The 14890-nt window shown below is 70.6% G+C and carries 12 protein-coding genes; 2 read left to right on the top strand and 10 right to left on the bottom strand.

Going from position 1 to position 14890, the window contains the following annotated elements; all coding sequences use genetic code 11:
- Nucleotides 1-38 precede the first annotated feature (38 nt).
- The 9 genes from OG984_RS11565 to OG984_RS11605 all read right to left on the bottom strand — a co-directional run bounded on the left by OG984_RS11565 (nt 39) and on the right by OG984_RS11605 (nt 11515).
- On the bottom strand, nt 39-1214 hold the full coding sequence (locus tag OG984_RS11565) for a Gfo/Idh/MocA family protein (RefSeq protein WP_328531724.1): 1176 nt from the start codon (nt 1212-1214) through the stop codon (nt 39-41).
- A 79-nt stretch (nt 1215-1293) separates the two neighbouring features.
- Entirely contained in the window at nt 1294-2373 is a 1080-nt protein-coding gene (locus tag OG984_RS11570) for a substrate-binding domain-containing protein (protein ID WP_328531725.1), read from the bottom strand.
- A gap of 82 nt (nt 2374-2455) precedes the next feature.
- Nucleotides 2456-3511 carry an ABC transporter permease gene (locus OG984_RS11575; protein WP_328531726.1) on the bottom strand — a complete coding sequence of 352 codons (1056 nt, stop codon included), beginning with the start codon at nt 3509-3511 and terminating at the stop codon, nt 2456-2458.
- Complete coding sequence (locus OG984_RS11580) at nt 3508-5067, bottom strand: sugar ABC transporter ATP-binding protein (RefSeq protein WP_328531727.1); 1560 nt, start codon at nt 5065-5067, stop codon at nt 3508-3510. Before OG984_RS11580 ends, OG984_RS11575 begins: the two co-directional genes overlap by 4 nt.
- Nucleotides 5064-6344 (bottom strand): ROK family transcriptional regulator, encoded by a 1281-nt coding sequence (locus OG984_RS11585; RefSeq protein WP_328531728.1) that lies wholly within the window; start codon nt 6342-6344, stop codon nt 5064-5066. Before OG984_RS11585 ends, OG984_RS11580 begins: the two co-directional genes overlap by 4 nt.
- Before the next feature lie 230 nt (nt 6345-6574).
- Entirely contained in the window at nt 6575-8704 is a 2130-nt protein-coding gene (locus OG984_RS11590; protein ID WP_328531729.1) for a PQQ-dependent sugar dehydrogenase, read from the bottom strand.
- 157 nt (nt 8705-8861) lie between these two features.
- The gene (locus tag OG984_RS11595) at nt 8862-10067 is read right to left on the bottom strand and encodes an ROK family transcriptional regulator (protein WP_328531730.1); all 1206 of its coding nucleotides are present in this window, start codon (nt 10065-10067) and stop codon (nt 8862-8864) included.
- A gap of 30 nt (nt 10068-10097) precedes the next feature.
- The gene (gene ftsY, locus OG984_RS11600) at nt 10098-11243 is read right to left on the bottom strand and encodes a signal recognition particle-docking protein FtsY (RefSeq protein WP_442940980.1); all 1146 of its coding nucleotides are present in this window, start codon (nt 11241-11243) and stop codon (nt 10098-10100) included.
- 17 nt (nt 11244-11260) lie between these two features.
- Nucleotides 11261-11515 (bottom strand): hypothetical protein, encoded by a 255-nt coding sequence (locus OG984_RS11605; protein WP_328531731.1) that lies wholly within the window; start codon nt 11513-11515, stop codon nt 11261-11263.
- A 172-nt stretch (nt 11516-11687) separates the two neighbouring features.
- Between OG984_RS11605 and OG984_RS11610 the strand changes: the two genes are divergently transcribed.
- Both OG984_RS11610 and OG984_RS11615 read left to right on the top strand, forming a co-directional pair.
- A complete protein-coding gene (locus OG984_RS11610) occupies nt 11688-12680 on the top strand; it encodes a glycosyltransferase family 2 protein (RefSeq protein ID WP_328531732.1) in 993 nt (330 codons plus the stop codon).
- Nucleotides 12681-12702: 22 nt separating this feature from the next.
- Nucleotides 12703-13749, top strand: coding sequence for a methyltransferase domain-containing protein (locus OG984_RS11615; RefSeq protein ID WP_328531733.1), 1047 nt, complete (start codon nt 12703-12705; stop codon nt 13747-13749).
- Nucleotides 13750-13834: 85 nt separating this feature from the next.
- Here the strand turns inward: OG984_RS11615 and OG984_RS11620 are convergent, their stop codons facing one another.
- A complete protein-coding gene (locus OG984_RS11620; RefSeq protein ID WP_328531734.1) occupies nt 13835-14875 on the bottom strand; it encodes an FUSC family protein in 1041 nt (346 codons plus the stop codon).
- Between the last annotated feature and the right edge of the window lie 15 nt (nt 14876-14890).

Here is a 14890-nt window from a genome sequence, read left to right on the forward strand (position 1 = left end):
GTCTGAACAGGCTGGAGGCCGACGTGGCCCCGGGTGGATCAGGCAGGGATCTCCTGCCACGACCTGGTGTCGGAGCTGGTCTCGACGGCGGCGAGCACGCGCTGCACCTGCAGGCCGTCGGCGAACGACGGTGCCAGCTCAGCCCCCTCACCGAGCGCGCGGACGAGATCGACGACCTGGTGGGTGAAACCGTGCTCGTAGCCGAGGCCGTGGCCCGGAGGCCACCAGCCCTCCAGCCACGGGTGCTCGGGCTCGGTGACCACGATCCGGCGGAAGCCGCCCTCGACGTCCGGCAGGGTCGCGTCGTGGAAGTGCAGGACGTTCATGTCCTCGAAGTCGAAGGCCAGGCTGCCCTTCGACCCGTTGATCTCGATCCGGATCGCGTTCTTGCGGCCGGTCGCGAAGCGGGTGGCCTCGAAGGAGCCGACCGCTCCCCCGGAGAACCGGGCCAGGAAGACCGCGCTGTCGTCGACGGTCACCGGACCACGACCGGTCCCGGCGGTGGCGGAGAGACCGGAGGAGGCCTCGGCCACCGGGCGCTCCTTGACGAAGGTCTCCAGCATCCCGGAGACCTCCTGGATCCGGTCTCCGGTGATGTGCTGGGTCAGGTCGATGACGTGGGCGCCGATGTCGCCGAGCGCGCCCGAGCCGGCCTTGCTCTTGTCGAGCCGCCAGCTCAGCGGGGTCTCCGGGTCGGCGAGCCAGTCCTGGAGATACTGAGCCCGCACGTGGTGGAGCTCCCCGAGACGACCGTCGGCGACCAGCTTCCGGGCCAGCGCGATCGCGGGCACCCGGCGGTAGGTGAACCCCACCATCGCCCGTACGCCCCGCTCGGCGGCCACAGCGGCGGCCGCGGCCATCCGCTCGGCCTCGGCCACGGTGTTGGCCAGCGGCTTCTCGCACAGCACGTGCTTGCCGGCCTCCAGCGCGGCGATCGCTATCTCCGCATGGGTGTCACCGGGTGTGCACACGTCGACCAGGTCGACGTCGTCGCGGGCGATCACCTCGCGCCAGTCGGTGGCGCTCTCCTCCCAGCCGAAGCGGGTCGCGGCCTCGGCCACGCGGGCGGCGTCACGGCCGCAGACGACCTGCATCCGCGGGGTGAGGGGGAGGTCGAAGAAGCGGTGGGCGCTGCGCCAGGCGTGGGAGTGGACGGCACCCATGAAGGCGTAGCCGATCATCCCCACCCCGAGTGTGGCGTTCTGCTCGGTCATCGGAACTCGATCCTGTGTTCGGTGGTGTCGCTCCGCGCCCGAGCGCGGAGCGACCTTGCGGTCTGGCTGGGTCAGGCGGTCAGGACTCGAAGGCCGTGGGGAGGAACTCCGCCACGTTCTCCTTGGTGACGACCGGCGCGTCCAGCTGGATCGTGCGCGGCACGGTCACCTCGACCAGGTCGGACATCGCCTTGTCCTGGGCCAGGAGCCTGGCGAGCTTGATCCCGTCGGCGGCCTGGGTGGAGGGGTAGATGACCGTCGCCTTGAGGACGCCCTTGTCCGACTCGATCTCGCGCATCGCGTTGGCCGAGCCGGCGCCGCCGACCATGGTGAACTCGTCGCGGCCGGCGTTGTTGATCGCGGCGAGGACGCCGACGCCCTGGTCGTCGTCGTGGTTCCACAGGAAGTCGATCTTCGGCGCGGCCTGGAGCAGGTTGGAGGCCGCCTTCTCGCCGCCCTCGACGGTGAAGTCGGCGGCGACCCGGTTGTCGACGTCGAGGTCGCACTTGGCCAGCGCGTCCTTGAAGCCCTTGCTGCGGTCCTGGGTCAGCGGCAGGGAGTCGATGCCGGCGATCTCGGCGACGACGGCGTCCGTCTTGCCGCCGGCCTGCTCGCAGACGTACTCGCCGGCCGAGACGCCCATGCCGTAGTTGTCGCCGAGCACGGTGACGCGGGCGGCGTTGGGGTCGTTGAACTCACGGTCGACGTTGATGACCGGGATGCCGGCCTCCATCGCCTTGAGCGCGACCGGGGTCAACGCGGCGCCGTCGAAGGGCAGCAGCACGATGGCGTCGACCTTGTCGTTGATGAAGGTCTCGACCTGGCTGATCTGCAGACCGACCTCGTTGGTGCCTTCAGCCAGGCGGAAGTCGACGTCCTCGTAGGCCTCGGCAGCGGTCTTGGCCTGCTCGCTGATCGCGCCCATCCAGCCGTGGTCGGCGGCAGGGGCCGAGAAGCCGATGACGACCGTGTCGCCCTTCTCGTCGTTGGAGCCGGCCTTGGCGTTGGAGGTGCCGCCGACGTTCTCGGTCTTCTCGGGGGTGTTGCTGATGCAGGCCGAGAGGGCGAGCACCGAGAGGCCGGCGACGAGGCCGGCGACGAGGCCGGTGCCGAGGCGCCGGGCGACCGGGCCGGTGATCTTTGCTGAGGTGAACTTCATGGGAGGTGCTCCTAGATCGTGCGGAGGTGGAGGGGCGATGTGTCCGAGACCCGAGGACGGCTGGTGGGACGGCGTGGGGCGGTCATGACCCTGGCTGTCGTGAGAACCGCTTCTGCAGCAGCACGGCGGCGATGATGATCAGGCCCTTGGTGAAGGCCTGGGCGGAGATCGAGAGGTTGTTGAGCACGAACACGTTGGTGAGGGTCATGAAGATCAGCACCCCGAAGACGGTGCCGATGATGTTGCCGCGCCCGCCGGAGAGCAGGGTGCCGCCGATGACGACCGCCGCGATGGCGTCCAGCTCGTAGAGCTGGCCATGGGTGGCGCTGCCGGTCGTGGTGCGGCTGATCAGCATCACCGCGGCGATGCCGCAGCAGAGGCCGACGAGCACGTAGAGAAGCACGGTGTGGCGGCGTACGTTGATGCCGGCCAGGCGCGAGGCCTCCGGGTTGCCGCCGATGGCCAGCGTCCGCCGGCCGAAGGTGGTGCGGTTGAGCAGGACCCAGCCGATCACCGCCACGATGGCGAAGATCCAGATCAGCACCGAGATCCCGAAGATGTCGCGGGAGAACGCGTCGGTGAAGCCCGGCACGCTGACGATCTGGGTCTTGCGCGCCGAGATGATCTCCGCCAGACCGCGGGCGCTGGCCATCATCGCCAGCGTCGCGATGAACGGCACCACCCCGCCGTACGCGATCAGCAAGCCGTTGATCAGACCGGCGCCCGCGCCGACCAGGAGCGCGGTGGTGACGATGATGATCCAGTGGATGTCGTTGGCCATCGTCTGGGTGGCCACCGTGGTGCACCAGATCGAGGAGAGCGCGACCAGCGCACCCACCGACAGGTCGATGCCACCGCCGGTGATGACGAACGTCATCCCGATGCTGACCACGCCGATCACCGCGGCGAGGCGCAGGATCGTCATCACGTTGTCGACCGAGGCGAACCGCTCACCGCCGGTGGCGATGCCGATGACGGCCAGCAGCGCCAGCGCCAGGACCAAGCCCAGATTGTGACCGGCGCCGCTGCGGAGCAGCTGGCCCAGACCACCGGGCTCGGCCCGGCGGGCCGCTTCCTTCTCGACGCGAGCCGTGTCCCCCTGGGCCACAGCAGCGTTCGTTGGCGTGGAGTCGCTCATGCGACCTCTCCTTCCATCACGAGGTCCAGGACCTTCGACTCGTCGATCTCGGTGGCGGGTCCCTCGTGGACGACGGAGCCCTCGCTGATGACGAGGACCCGGTCGGCGAGACCGAGCACCTCCTCCACCTCGCTGGACACCACGACCACGGCGACACCTTCGTCGGCCAGGCGGCGGACGAGGTTGTAGATCTCGCTGCGTGCCCCGACGTCGACGCCCCGGGTGGGCTCGTCGAGGAGCAGCACCTTGCAGTCGCGCAACAGCCACCGGGCGAGCACGACCTTCTGCTGGTTTCCGCCGGACAGGTTGCGGACCGGCCGGTCCACCCCGGCAGGACGTACGTCGAGCGAGCGGCTGAGCTCCTCGGCGGCACGGCGCTCGGCGCCGCTGTCCAGGAAGCTGGCCTTGGAGAACCGGCCCAGGGACGAGATCGTCACGTTGCGGTAGACCGCCTGGTCGAGCAGCAGCCCCTGGCTCTTGCGCTCCTCGGGAGCCAGCCCGACCCCTGCGGCGACCGCGGCACGGACCGAGCCGCCGCGCAGCCGGCGCCCGTTGATGGTGACCGTGCCTGCGCTGGAGCGGCGGGCGCCGTAGATGGTCTCCAGGATCTCCGAGCGACCGGAGCCGACCAGGCCCGCCAGGCCGACGATCTCGCCGGCGTGGACGCGCAGGTCGATGTCGTGGAACCGGTCGCCGGACAGGCCGCTGGCCTCGAGCACCGGCGTGGTGTCGCGACCGGGTCGCGTCGTGGGGCGGTCGGGGAAGACGTACTCGATCTCGCGGCCGGTCATCAGCGTGATCAGCTCCCGGGTCGGGGTCTCCGCGACGGAGAGCCCGGTGGCGACGGTGCGACCGTCCTTGAGGACCGTGATCCGGTCGCCGATCTGGCGGATCTCCTCGAGGCGGTGGGAGATGTAGATGATCGCGACGCCCTCCGCGGTGAGGCCGCGGACCACCCGGAAGAGGTTGTCCACCTCCTCCTGGTCGAGGACCGCCGACGGCTCGTCGAGGATGAGCAGGCGGGTGTCGTGCGACAGCGCCCTCGCCATGCTGACGATCTGCTGTCCCGCCGGGGACAGGTCGCCGACCAGGCGGTTCGGGTCGACCTCGCTGTGGCCGAGCCGCGCCAGCAGCGCACGCACCCGCTGGGTCGCCTCGGCGCGGCGGCTGAACCCGGCCGTGGCGAGCTCGTGGCCGAGGAAGATGTTCTCGGTCACGGTGAGCCCGGGCACCAGGTCGAGCTCCTGGTAGATCGTCGAGATGCCGAGCTTCATGGCGGCGACCGGGGTGGACAGCCGAACCGGCTCGCCCTCCCACAGGATCTCCCCCTCGTCGGGCTGGTACGCCGCCGAGAGCACCTTGATCAGGGTCGACTTGCCGGCGCCGTTCTGCCCGAGCAGGCAGTGCACCTCGCCTGCCCGGACGTCGAGGTCGACGCCGCCGAGGGCGAGCACGCCGGGGAACCGCTTCACGATCCCGGTCATCTCCAGCAGTACGTCACCCCCGCCCGCGCCGGCGGTGGGGCCGTCGGGCGACGGCGTCGGGGTCTGGGTCATCGGGTTCCTCCGTGCAGTTCGGGCAGGTCGGCGAGGACGGTGGGGTCGGAGAGCACCGGCTCGAGAGAGACCAGTGCGCCGCCGCGGACCGCGGCGGTCGGGCCGAGAGCTGAGATGGCGACCCCGGTGCCGCCGGCGCGCGGCGCGAGAACATCGGCGGCGAGCCTGGCTTCGACGGCAGGCCGCAGCCACTCGCCGAGCACGGCGTAGTAGCCGCTGAGCACGACGGTGCCGGGGTTGAGCGTGTTGACCAGGACGGCGGCGCCGGTGCCGAGCCACGTTCCGACCTCGTCCAGCGCGGCCAGGGTGCGGCCGTCGGCGAGCCGGGCCCGCTCGACCAGGGTGGCGAGCCGCTCCTCGAGGGTCAGCGCCGGGTCGCGGATGGGGTCGTCGGGGTCGGTGGCCGCCTCGAGCAGCGCGCGCAGGCCCACCACGGTCTCCCAGCAGCCGGTGCGGCCGCAGCCGCAGAGGCGACCGCGCGGGTCGACCGGGAGGTGACCGATCTCCCCGGCCCAGCCGTGCCGGCCCGGTGCCACCCGGCCGCCGCTGACGACCGCGCCGCCGAGGCCCACCTCGCCGTAGAGCACCACCATGTCGGCGCGGTCGTCGTCTGTGGGGTCGAGCTCGGCGGTCGCCGCGAGGTTGGCCTCGTTGGCCACCCGCACCGGCGGCACCGGCTCGTCGGGGGTGGCCGTGGCGGCCAGTCGGCGGCGTACGTCCTCGGCGACGTCGATGTCGCGCCAGCCGAGGTTGGGAGCGAGCGTGACCCGCTCGGTGGTGGCGTCGACGAGGCCGGCGACCCCGACGGTGATGCCGGCGACGGTGGCACCGGCGGTCCGGGCCTCGGCGAGGGCGTCGGCGACCAGGCCGGCGAGCTCGGACAGGACGCCCTCCGGCGGGAGGTTCCGGCCGTCGATGCCTCGGCGGGCCTCGGCGATCACGGTCCCGGCCAGGTCGACGGCCACGACGGCGAGGTGGTCGACGTTGATCTCCGCGCCGATCCCGCACACGGAGCGACCGACGAGACGGACCTGGACACCGGGGCGCCCCGCGCCACGGCGGTCGCCGTCCTCGCGAGAGACCAGCCCCAGCCCGGCGAGCTCGTCGACCAGCCCGTTGGCGACCGACCGGGTCAGCCCGGTCTCCTCGGCCAGGCGCCCCCGCGTGCGCGGGCCGCGGTCGCGCAGCGACCGGAGGAGCAGGCCCAGGCGGGCCGTCCGCACGGCGGCCGGGTCGGCGGTGGCGGAGACCCGCACGGTGATGTCTGCGTCGTGCATGGGGCCTCCTCGCGGATCGTGATGGGTCGCTCTACAACCACGCCCTGTGATGGCAGTCACAGAATTCCGTGGCCGAGAGACAAACTAGTGACCCGGCTCACGTTGTACAACCCTTTCGCGGCGGTTTCTGCAAAGTTTCTGTCAGACTTTGAAAAGTAATTGGACAAAGTAGCCGAAAAGGGCACCCGGCCAGAGTTGGCCGGGTGCCCCTGTTCAGTCGATCGCGGGCGTCACTCGCTGGGTGCGATCACCACCTCGTCGCTGCCGGTGAGCGCCGGGATGTCGCCCTCGCCCGGGTCGGTGTACTCCGCCACGAAGACGGCGTTCAGATCGTCCTGGCCGGGGTCGTGGCCGCCGGGGACGGTCGTCACGATCGAGCCGCTGCAGCCGTTGGCGGTGGTCTGCGGGTGGCCGTGCTCGTCGTGGCCCAGGACGTACGTCACCGAGACCCGGTCGCAGTCGACCGGCTGGTCGTCGGTCACCTCGACCTGGAACTGCACGGTGTCACCGAAGTGGAACGCCTCACCCGGCGCCGGGCTGGTGGTCAGGGTCACCACGGGCACGTCGTTGCCGACGACCACGTCGACGTCGGCCGAGGCGTGCTTGCCGCGACCCGCCTTGCCCTTGTCCGTGACGGTCAGGGTCGCGCGGTAGGCCCCCGGCTCGGCGTAGGTGTGGGTCGCCGTCTTCCCGGTGGCGTCGAAGGTGCCGTCACCGTCGAAGTCCCACTGGTAGACGAGCTTGTCGCCGTCGGGGTCGGTCGTCCCTGCGCTGTCGAAGGCGACGGTCAGCGGCGGCTGGCCGGCGGTCTTGTCGGCACTGATCACCGGCTTCGGCGAGTGGTTGCCGGTGCGGGCGATGTAGTCGATCCGGGAGACCTGGGCCTCCTCGTTCTCGCTGAAGAAGCCGTCGCCGTACTCGAGCATGTAGAGCGAGCCGTCCTTGCCGAACTCCAGGTCCATCACGTTGTCCGTGGCGAAGGTGGAGAGCACCGACTCGATGCCGGTGAGCTCGCCGTCGGCGTCGAGCCGCATGCCCTTGATGTAGTCACGACCCCACTCCGCGAACAGCGGAACGCCGTCGTAGTACTCCGGCCAGGCGCCGGAGAGCGGGTCCTTCGTCGCCGACTTCCGGAAGTCGTACGCCGGGCCGGCCATCGGGGCGATGCCGCCGGTGCCGAGCTCGGGGAACTTCTCGGACTGGCCGTAGGTGTACCAGACCGTCGGCTGCGTCACCGGCGGGAGCTGAGTCAGGCCGGTGTTGTGCCGCGAGTCGTTGACAGGCGCCTCGCAGTCGAACGCCGGGCCCGAGACCCCGGTCCCGAAGTCGTAGTCGCGGTAGGGCAGCTCAGCGGTCGCACACAGCGGCCAGCCGTAGTTGGCCGGCTTCGTGACGACCGTCCACTTGCCCTGGCCGGCCGGGCCGCGGTCCGGGTTCGCGGAGGAGGCGTCGGGCGAGTAGTCGGCCACGTAGACGCGGTCGGTCTCCCGGTCGATCTCGATCCGGAACGGGTTGCGCAGGCCCATCGCGTAGATCTCCGGGCGGGTCTTGTCGGTGCCCGGAGCGAACAGGTTCCCGGCAGGGACGGTGTAGCCACCGCCGGCCTTCGGCTTGATCCGCAGGAGCTTGCCGCGCAGGTCGTCGGTGTTGGCCGCCGTACGCCGCGCGTCGAAGGCGGGGCTGCGGTTCTCCCGGTCGTCGAGCGGGGCGTAGCCGTCGGACTGGAACGGGTCGGTGTCGTCACCGGTGGCGAGGATCAGGTTGCCCGCCGAGTCGAAGACGATGTCGCCACCGACGTGGCAGCAGCGCCCGCGGTCGACGGGTACATCGATGATCTGCTGCTCGGTGGACAGGTCGATCTTGCCGCCCGCGTACTGGTAGCGGGAGAGGCGGATCGCGCCCTTGAACGGCTCGAACTCGGCGGGCGTGCCGAACTCCGGCGCGTCACCCTCGTTGACGTCCGGCGTGGCCGGGTCGTCGACAGGGGTGTTCATCGGGGGCGAGTAGTAGACGTAGACCCACTTGTTGGTCCGGCCGTTGTATCCGGGGTCCAGAGCGATGCTCTGCAGACCCTCCTCGTCGTGCTGGTAGACGTCGAACTCGGCTGCGACGCTGTTGACGCCGGTGTCGGCGTCGTTGAGCCACACCTTCCCGGCCCGGGTGGTGTGGAGGACGTCCCCGTTGGGCAGGACCGCGAGGTCCATCGGCTCACCGGGACGGTCGTTGAGGGTCACCTTCTCGAAGTCGGTGTCCGGCGGCGGCGCGGCCGTGGGGGCCGCGTCCGCGGACGTCGTGAGGGGGAGAACCAGGAGCCCCGAGACCACGGTCGTGGCGACGCTCCAGAGGGTGAATCTGCGCACGGTCCATCTCCTTCTCTCGCTGTCGTGGGAGGGGAAGCGAGATCGTCCGCGAACGTAGCGATGTGACGCCAGTCACGTCAAGCGAGTTGCGTTCTTTCGCAAGAAGATTTCGAAAGATGGGACGAAAAAGGGGCCGTGGAGCGGTCTGGGGTCGGGTTTACGCCTCTCCGCTGCTGGGCGCGTACACCGAGGCGCTGATCAGATGGGCGGCACCGATGACGCCGCCCTCGTCTCCCAGCTCGCTGAGCACGATCGGGAGGTTGCCGGTCGCCAGCGGCAGCGAGCGACGGTAGGTCACGCTGCGGATCTCGGCGAGCAGGCCGTGGCCGAGCTTGCTGACCCGGCCGCCGATGACGATGAGGCCGGGGTTGAAGAACGAGACCAGGCTGGCGAGCACCTGACCGATGCGGTGACCGCTCTCCCGGATGAGCTGAACCGCCTGGGCGTCGCCGCGTGCCACCGCGATGGCGATGTCCTCGGCGCTCAGCTCACCCTTCTCCGCGAGCAGCTCGGCCAGCACCGGGGAGCGTCCGGAACGGGCCGCGGCGAGCGCCTCGCGCGCGAGCGCCGCGCCTCCGGAGAACGCCTCCAGGCAGCCCGTGTTGCCGCAGGCGCAGGTGGGGCCGAAGTCCTCGACCCGGATGTGGCCGATGTCGCCGGCACAGCCGTCGACGCCGCGGTAGAGCTCCCCGTCGACGACGATCCCACAGCCGATCCCGGTGCCGATCTTGACGTAGAGGAAGTCACGGGCGGTCCGGGCGACACCGGCGTGCTGCTCCCCCGCCGCGAGCACGTTGACGTCGTTGTCGAGCACGACCGGACAGCCCAGCTCCCGGGCGACCGCGTCCCGCACGGGGTAACCGTCCCAGCCGGGCATGATCGGCGGAGACACGGAGACACCACGATGGAAGTCGACCGGTCCGGGCACGCCGACACCGGCACCCATCGGCTCGGTCACGCCGTGCTCGTCCAGGAGCGCGCGGACCTCGTCGAGCGCGGTCGCCAGGACCTTCTCGGGGCCGCTGCGGATGTCGCACGTCCGGGTGCGGGTGCCGAGCACCGAGAGCCGTCCGTCGGTGAGGCCGACCGACATGCTGGTCGCGCCGATGGAGATGCCGACGAACCGGATGTCCGGCGCGAGGTCGACCAGGGTCGAGCGGCGACCGCCGCGTGAGGCCGCCGGCCCCACCTCGTGAGCCATGCCCAGCTCGGTGAGCCGGCCGACCTCGGCCGCGATCGTGGTGCGGGAGACGTTCAGCCGGTCGGCGAGCTGCACTCGCGACAGTGGGCCCTCGTCACGGAGCTGAGCGAGCAGCCGGGCCTGCATGGAGGTCTCGGCCCTGCCGGCGAGTGAATGACGCATACCGGCGATCCTGCCATGCCGGACCCGGTGTCAGCCCAGAAGCGCGTCGACGAAGGCTTCGGGGGTGAACGGAGTCAGGTCATCGGGGCCCTCGCCGAGGCCGACGAGCTTGACCGGTACGCCGAGCTCACGCTGGACGGCGACGACGATGCCGCCCTTGGCGGAGCCGTCGAGCTTGGTCAGGACGATGCCGGTGACGGCGACCGCCTCGCTGAAGACGCGGGCCTGGATGAGGCCGTTCTGGCCGGTGGTGGCGTCGAGGACGAGCAGGACCTCGGTGACCGGGGTCTGCTTCTCGATGACGCGCTTGACCTTCCCGAGCTCGTCCATCAGGCCGGCCTTGTTCTGCAGTCGGCCGGCGGTGTCGACGATGACGGTGTCGACGCCGGTGTCGAGGCCCTCCTTGACCGAGTCGAAGGCGACGCTGGCCGGGTCGGTGCCCTCCGGACCGCGGACGACCTCGACGCCGACGCGCTCACCCCAGGTGGTCAGCTGCTCGGCGGCCGCGGCACGGAAGGTGTCGGCGGCACCGAGGACGACCTTGCGGTCCTCGGAGACCAGGATGCGGGCGAGCTTGCCGGTCGTGGTGGTCTTGCCGGTGCCGTTGACCCCGACCATCAGGACCACACCAGGAGCGCCGTCGGCGCCGCTGACCTGGAGCCGGCGGTCCATGCTCGGGTCGACGAGCTTGATCAGCTCGTCACGCAGCGCCGCCTTCGGGTCGGCCTTGCCGCCCTCGACCCGCAGCCGGGTGCGCAGGCCCTCGACCAGCTCCTGGGTCGGTGCGACGCCGATGTCGGCGGTGAGCAGCAGGTCCTCGATGGACTCCCAGGTGTCCTCGTCGAGCTGGTCGGTGGAGAGCAGGTTGAGCAGGCCTCGGCCCAAGGCGTTGGAGCCGGCCAGACGCTGGCGCAGCCGCACCAGGCGCGAGGCGGTGCTCTCCGGCTTCTCGAGGACCGGCGCGGCGGGCCCCGCCGTCGCGGGCTCTGCCTCCGGCTCCTCGACCGTGGGCTCGACCGTGGGCTCGGCCGGGCGGGTGATGACGTCGGTCCCCGCCTCGGGCGACAGCGAACGGTCCTTGCGGCGCCGGGTGCTGGCGACCAGACCGAGGATGCCGCCGCCGATGATCGCGACAGCGGCGACCGCGATGATGACGATGAGGGTGACCATTTCCATGGCCTCATCCAATCAAATCACGCGTTGTTTTCCGTAGTTCCTGGCTTACGCTCACCGAACAGCTCGGCGAGATGGTCCTCACGGCGGGTCTGCAGGCGCGTGGCCGGGCTGAGCGTGGGGGCCGTGTCGACGGCCCGCTCCATCGCCTCACCGAGCTTGGTGGCGTACGGCATCTTCTGTCCACGGTGGGGGAAGACCGTGTAGACGATCACGAGTCCGGCCAGCGCGACGATGAGAAGCATCGCCACGAAGATGACAAGGATGGTCAGCACTGGCTCGGCCAGCCCCCTTCTGAATTGCGCACGGACGGCGTCCACCCTTGCACACCCGGCAGCCGGAGCCCACAACGCCACGCGCGCGGGCGCCTGCGCGGGCGCCCGGCCGCGTCCCGGCGTACGGCGCGGGATCTCGACAACGTCCACCGGGCCGGTAGTGTTTCACGGCATGAGGATCATCGGGACAATGATGGTCCGGGACGAGGTCGACATCGTCGCCGCGATGATCGAGCACCACCTGGACCAGGGTGTCGACACGTTGATCGTCACGGACAACGCATCGGTCGACGGCACCACCGAGGTACTCGAGCGCTACGCCGCGACGGGACGGGTCGAGCTCCACCACGACCCCGTCCACGAGAAGCAGCAGGGCAAGGTCGTCACCGCGATGGCCCGGCGGGCGCGCACGCACTTCCGTGCCGACTGGGTGCTCAACCTCGACGCCGACGAGTTCCTGGTGCCCAAGGACAAGGGCCTGACCGTACGCCAGGCGCTCGAGGCCACTCCGCTGTCGCTGAACGCGTTCACCGTCGAGGTGGAGAACCTCGTCGGCCCGCCCGCCTTGAAAGGCGGCGGCATCAACCGGCTCCAGTGGCGCGACCGCCGCGCCGACGAGCGTCTCGAGGCAGTCGGGCTGCACGCCCACCCGACGCCCAACGCGATCCACCGCGGTGAGTCCGACATCAAGGTCGTCCAGGGCAACCACTTCGTCTCGCTGAGGAGCAACGGCCAGCCGGCCGACGAGGTCGCCATGGAGGTGCTCCACCTCCCCTGGCGCTCCTGGTCCCAACTGGAGCGCAAGGTGATCAACGCCGGCAAGGGCTACGAGGCGAGCCCCGACCTCCGGCCCAGCCCGCGCCACCACGGGATGCGTGACTATCAGCGCTACCTCGCCGGGACGCTGCAGGACGCCTATCTCGCGCGCACGCCCACCCGCGCCGAGCTCGCCGCCGGCGCCTTCTCGGGCGACTACTCGTTCGACGACTGGCTCACCAACCACCTGCACATCGTCCTCAGCCGCTCCCTCATCCCCGATCTGCTCCGAGACGTGCTCGACCCCGAGAACGACAAGCCCGTGCCCGACGACGAGCACGCGCTCGGTGCCGAGCGCGGCCGCGCCGCCCTGGCCGCCGAGCCCTACATCCCACCCCGCAATAGCTGAACTCTTTCCAGGAGGACCTGTCTTGCCCACCTTCAGGGGCGCCGTACGCCGCGGCCTCGCTGCCGCGGGTCTGCAGACCGTCCGTGCCGCCGACGCCGAGGCCGCGCGCCTGCACGACCGGATCGACGAGCTCAAGCAGCGCAACCAGAGGCTGCGTACGAAGGTGGAGGGGTTGCAGGGGGACCGCAACCGCACCACCGCGGTGCCGGCGATCCCGGGCATGGACCGGCTGGAGCTGCGCCGCGAGCAGGTGCTCGCCGGGGTCAAGCCCGACGCCCTGATCCTGGAGATCGGCCCCGCGCACAACGCGATCCTGCCCAAGCGGGACGGCTACGACGTACGCATCGTCGACTATCTCGACCGCGAGGGCCTGGTGAAGCGGTACTCGGGTTTCTCGCAGTACAACCCCGATGACATCGAGGAGGTCGACTACGTCTTCCGGCCGGGAACTCCCTGGTCAGAGGTGATTCCGGAGCGCTTCGACCTCGTCGTCGCCTCCCATGTCATCGAGCACACGACGTCGATGATCGACTTCATCAACGAGTGCGAGAAGCTGCTGCGTCCTGACGGCGTGCTGGCGCTGGTGATCCCCGACCACCGCTACTGCTTCGACCGGTTCCGCGAGCGCGCCTCGCTGTCGCGGGTGATCGACGCCTCGCTCTACCCGTCGTCGGTGCACACCATGGGTGCGGTCATCGAGGAGCGGCTCAACGCGGCCAAGCACGGCGGCATCACCGCCTGGGGACCGCGCCACAAGGGCGACTACACCTTCGCCAACGGCCTGGACGTGGTGAAGGCCAGCGGCGAGGAGGCCCGGCGCGGGGAGCGCTACATCGACACCCACAACTGGGTCTGCACCCCCCACCACCTCCGCCTGCTGCTCCAGGACCTCGCCGACCTCGACTTCATCTCGATGCGGGAGACCTCGTTCCACGACACGGTCAAGCACGAGTTCTTCATCAACCTCTCCCCCTCCGGCGAAGGCACCGGCCTCGCCCGCGAGGACCTCCTCGTCCTCGCCGACGACGAGCGGCGAGTGCTCGACCAGGCGGTCTTCGAGAAGATGTAGCCGAGTCGGCGCAACTGCGCGCCTTGGAGCGAAGCGAAGCGAGCGAGGCGCGCGGTTGCGCCGACTCGGCGCGAAATCCCCTACATCAGCGACGCCGAACCTCGCGCAGAGCGAACGCTGCCGCGAGACCCACGACGACACCGAGAAGCGTCTCGGCGAAACGTGACCACAGCAACTCGTCGACGGGCTGTGGGTGGCCGAGCTGCACCATCAGCAGCGAGAGCGGAGTGATGACGACGAGGGCGAGGCCGTAGTGGCGCCCGACGAGCAACTCTGTGACCGCCTGCAGAGCGGCGACGACCGCCGCGACGACGAGGGCCGGCAGGGAGACCGAGAGCAGCACGGCCGCCAGGACCAGCCCGACCACGGTGCCGACCACCCGCTGCAGTCCGCGGGTCGTCTGGGCCATCAGTCCGGTGACGCCGAACGGCACCGCCGCGGCCACCATGGCCCAGTAGGTGTGGCTGAGCCCGAGCGCGGTCGAGACGGTGCCGGCGAGCACGACCGCGACGACGACCGCCGTGGCGTGGTCCATCCGGACCTCGCCACGACTCACCTCGACCGCAGCGCCGCTGCCGGCCAACCGCTCCTCCAGCAGGCCGAGAACCACCGCGATCAGGGCCGCGGCCGCGGCCACCCCGACCGCCACCGCGACCCCGGACGCCGTCACCGGAAGCGCCGCACACGTCGCCACCGCGAAGACCGGGAACATCGGCCCGGGCGGTCGCAGCACGAACCGGTCCGACAGCATCGAGCCGGCCGCGGCCCACACCGCGGCGACGGGGATGACGAGCCAGGCACGATGCGAGGAGGTCGCGACGAGCGCACCGCACAGGACGGCGAGGCACATCAGCGCCCCGGCCGCGGTCTGGGTCCGCCACCGCCCTCGCAGCGGCTGCCGGCCGCCGTAGACCGAGGCGAAGGTGCCGAAACAGGCGTACGCGGCCAGCTCGATGTGTCCGGTCACGGCCAGCGCCACGAGCCCGATGAGCAGGGTGACGCTCGCCCGCCAGGCGGGCGAATGGCTTCCGGGCGCCGGGGAGATCCGTACGGACTCCTGCATCAACCGCTCGAGCCTGCTCCGGTCGCTGCCTGACCCGTCTCGTCCCTGCCGTACCGCCTTCATCGCACCAGACACCTT

Source organism: Nocardioides sp. NBC_00368 (assembly GCF_036090055.1).
Taxonomy (GTDB): Bacteria; Actinomycetota; Actinomycetes; order Propionibacteriales; family Nocardioidaceae; genus Nocardioides.

What these genes read in the sequence shown, in the direction of transcription:
- OG984_RS11575 (WP_328531726.1), bottom strand. Translation starts at nt 3,511, where the DNA reads ATGAGCGACTCCACGCCAACGAACGCTGCTGTGGCCCAGGGGGACACG.
- OG984_RS11580 (WP_328531727.1), bottom strand. Translation starts at nt 5,067, where the DNA reads ATGACCCAGACCCCGACGCCGTCGCCCGACGGCCCCACCGCCGGCGCG.
- OG984_RS11620 (WP_328531734.1), bottom strand. Translation starts at nt 14,875, where the DNA reads ATGAAGGCGGTACGGCAGGGACGAGACGGGTCAGGCAGCGACCGGAGC.
- OG984_RS11610 (WP_328531732.1), top strand. Translation starts at nt 11,688, where the DNA reads ATGAGGATCATCGGGACAATGATGGTCCGGGACGAGGTCGACATCGTC.
- OG984_RS11595 (WP_328531730.1), bottom strand. Translation starts at nt 10,067, where the DNA reads ATGCGTCATTCACTCGCCGGCAGGGCCGAGACCTCCATGCAGGCCCGG.
- ftsY (WP_442940980.1), bottom strand. Translation starts at nt 11,243, where the DNA reads ATGGAAATGGTCACCCTCATCGTCATCATCGCGGTCGCCGCTGTCGCG.
- OG984_RS11565 (WP_328531724.1), bottom strand. Translation starts at nt 1,214, where the DNA reads ATGACCGAGCAGAACGCCACACTCGGGGTGGGGATGATCGGCTACGCC.
- OG984_RS11570 (WP_328531725.1), bottom strand. Translation starts at nt 2,373, where the DNA reads ATGAAGTTCACCTCAGCAAAGATCACCGGCCCGGTCGCCCGGCGCCTC.
- OG984_RS11585 (WP_328531728.1), bottom strand. Translation starts at nt 6,344, where the DNA reads ATGCACGACGCAGACATCACCGTGCGGGTCTCCGCCACCGCCGACCCG.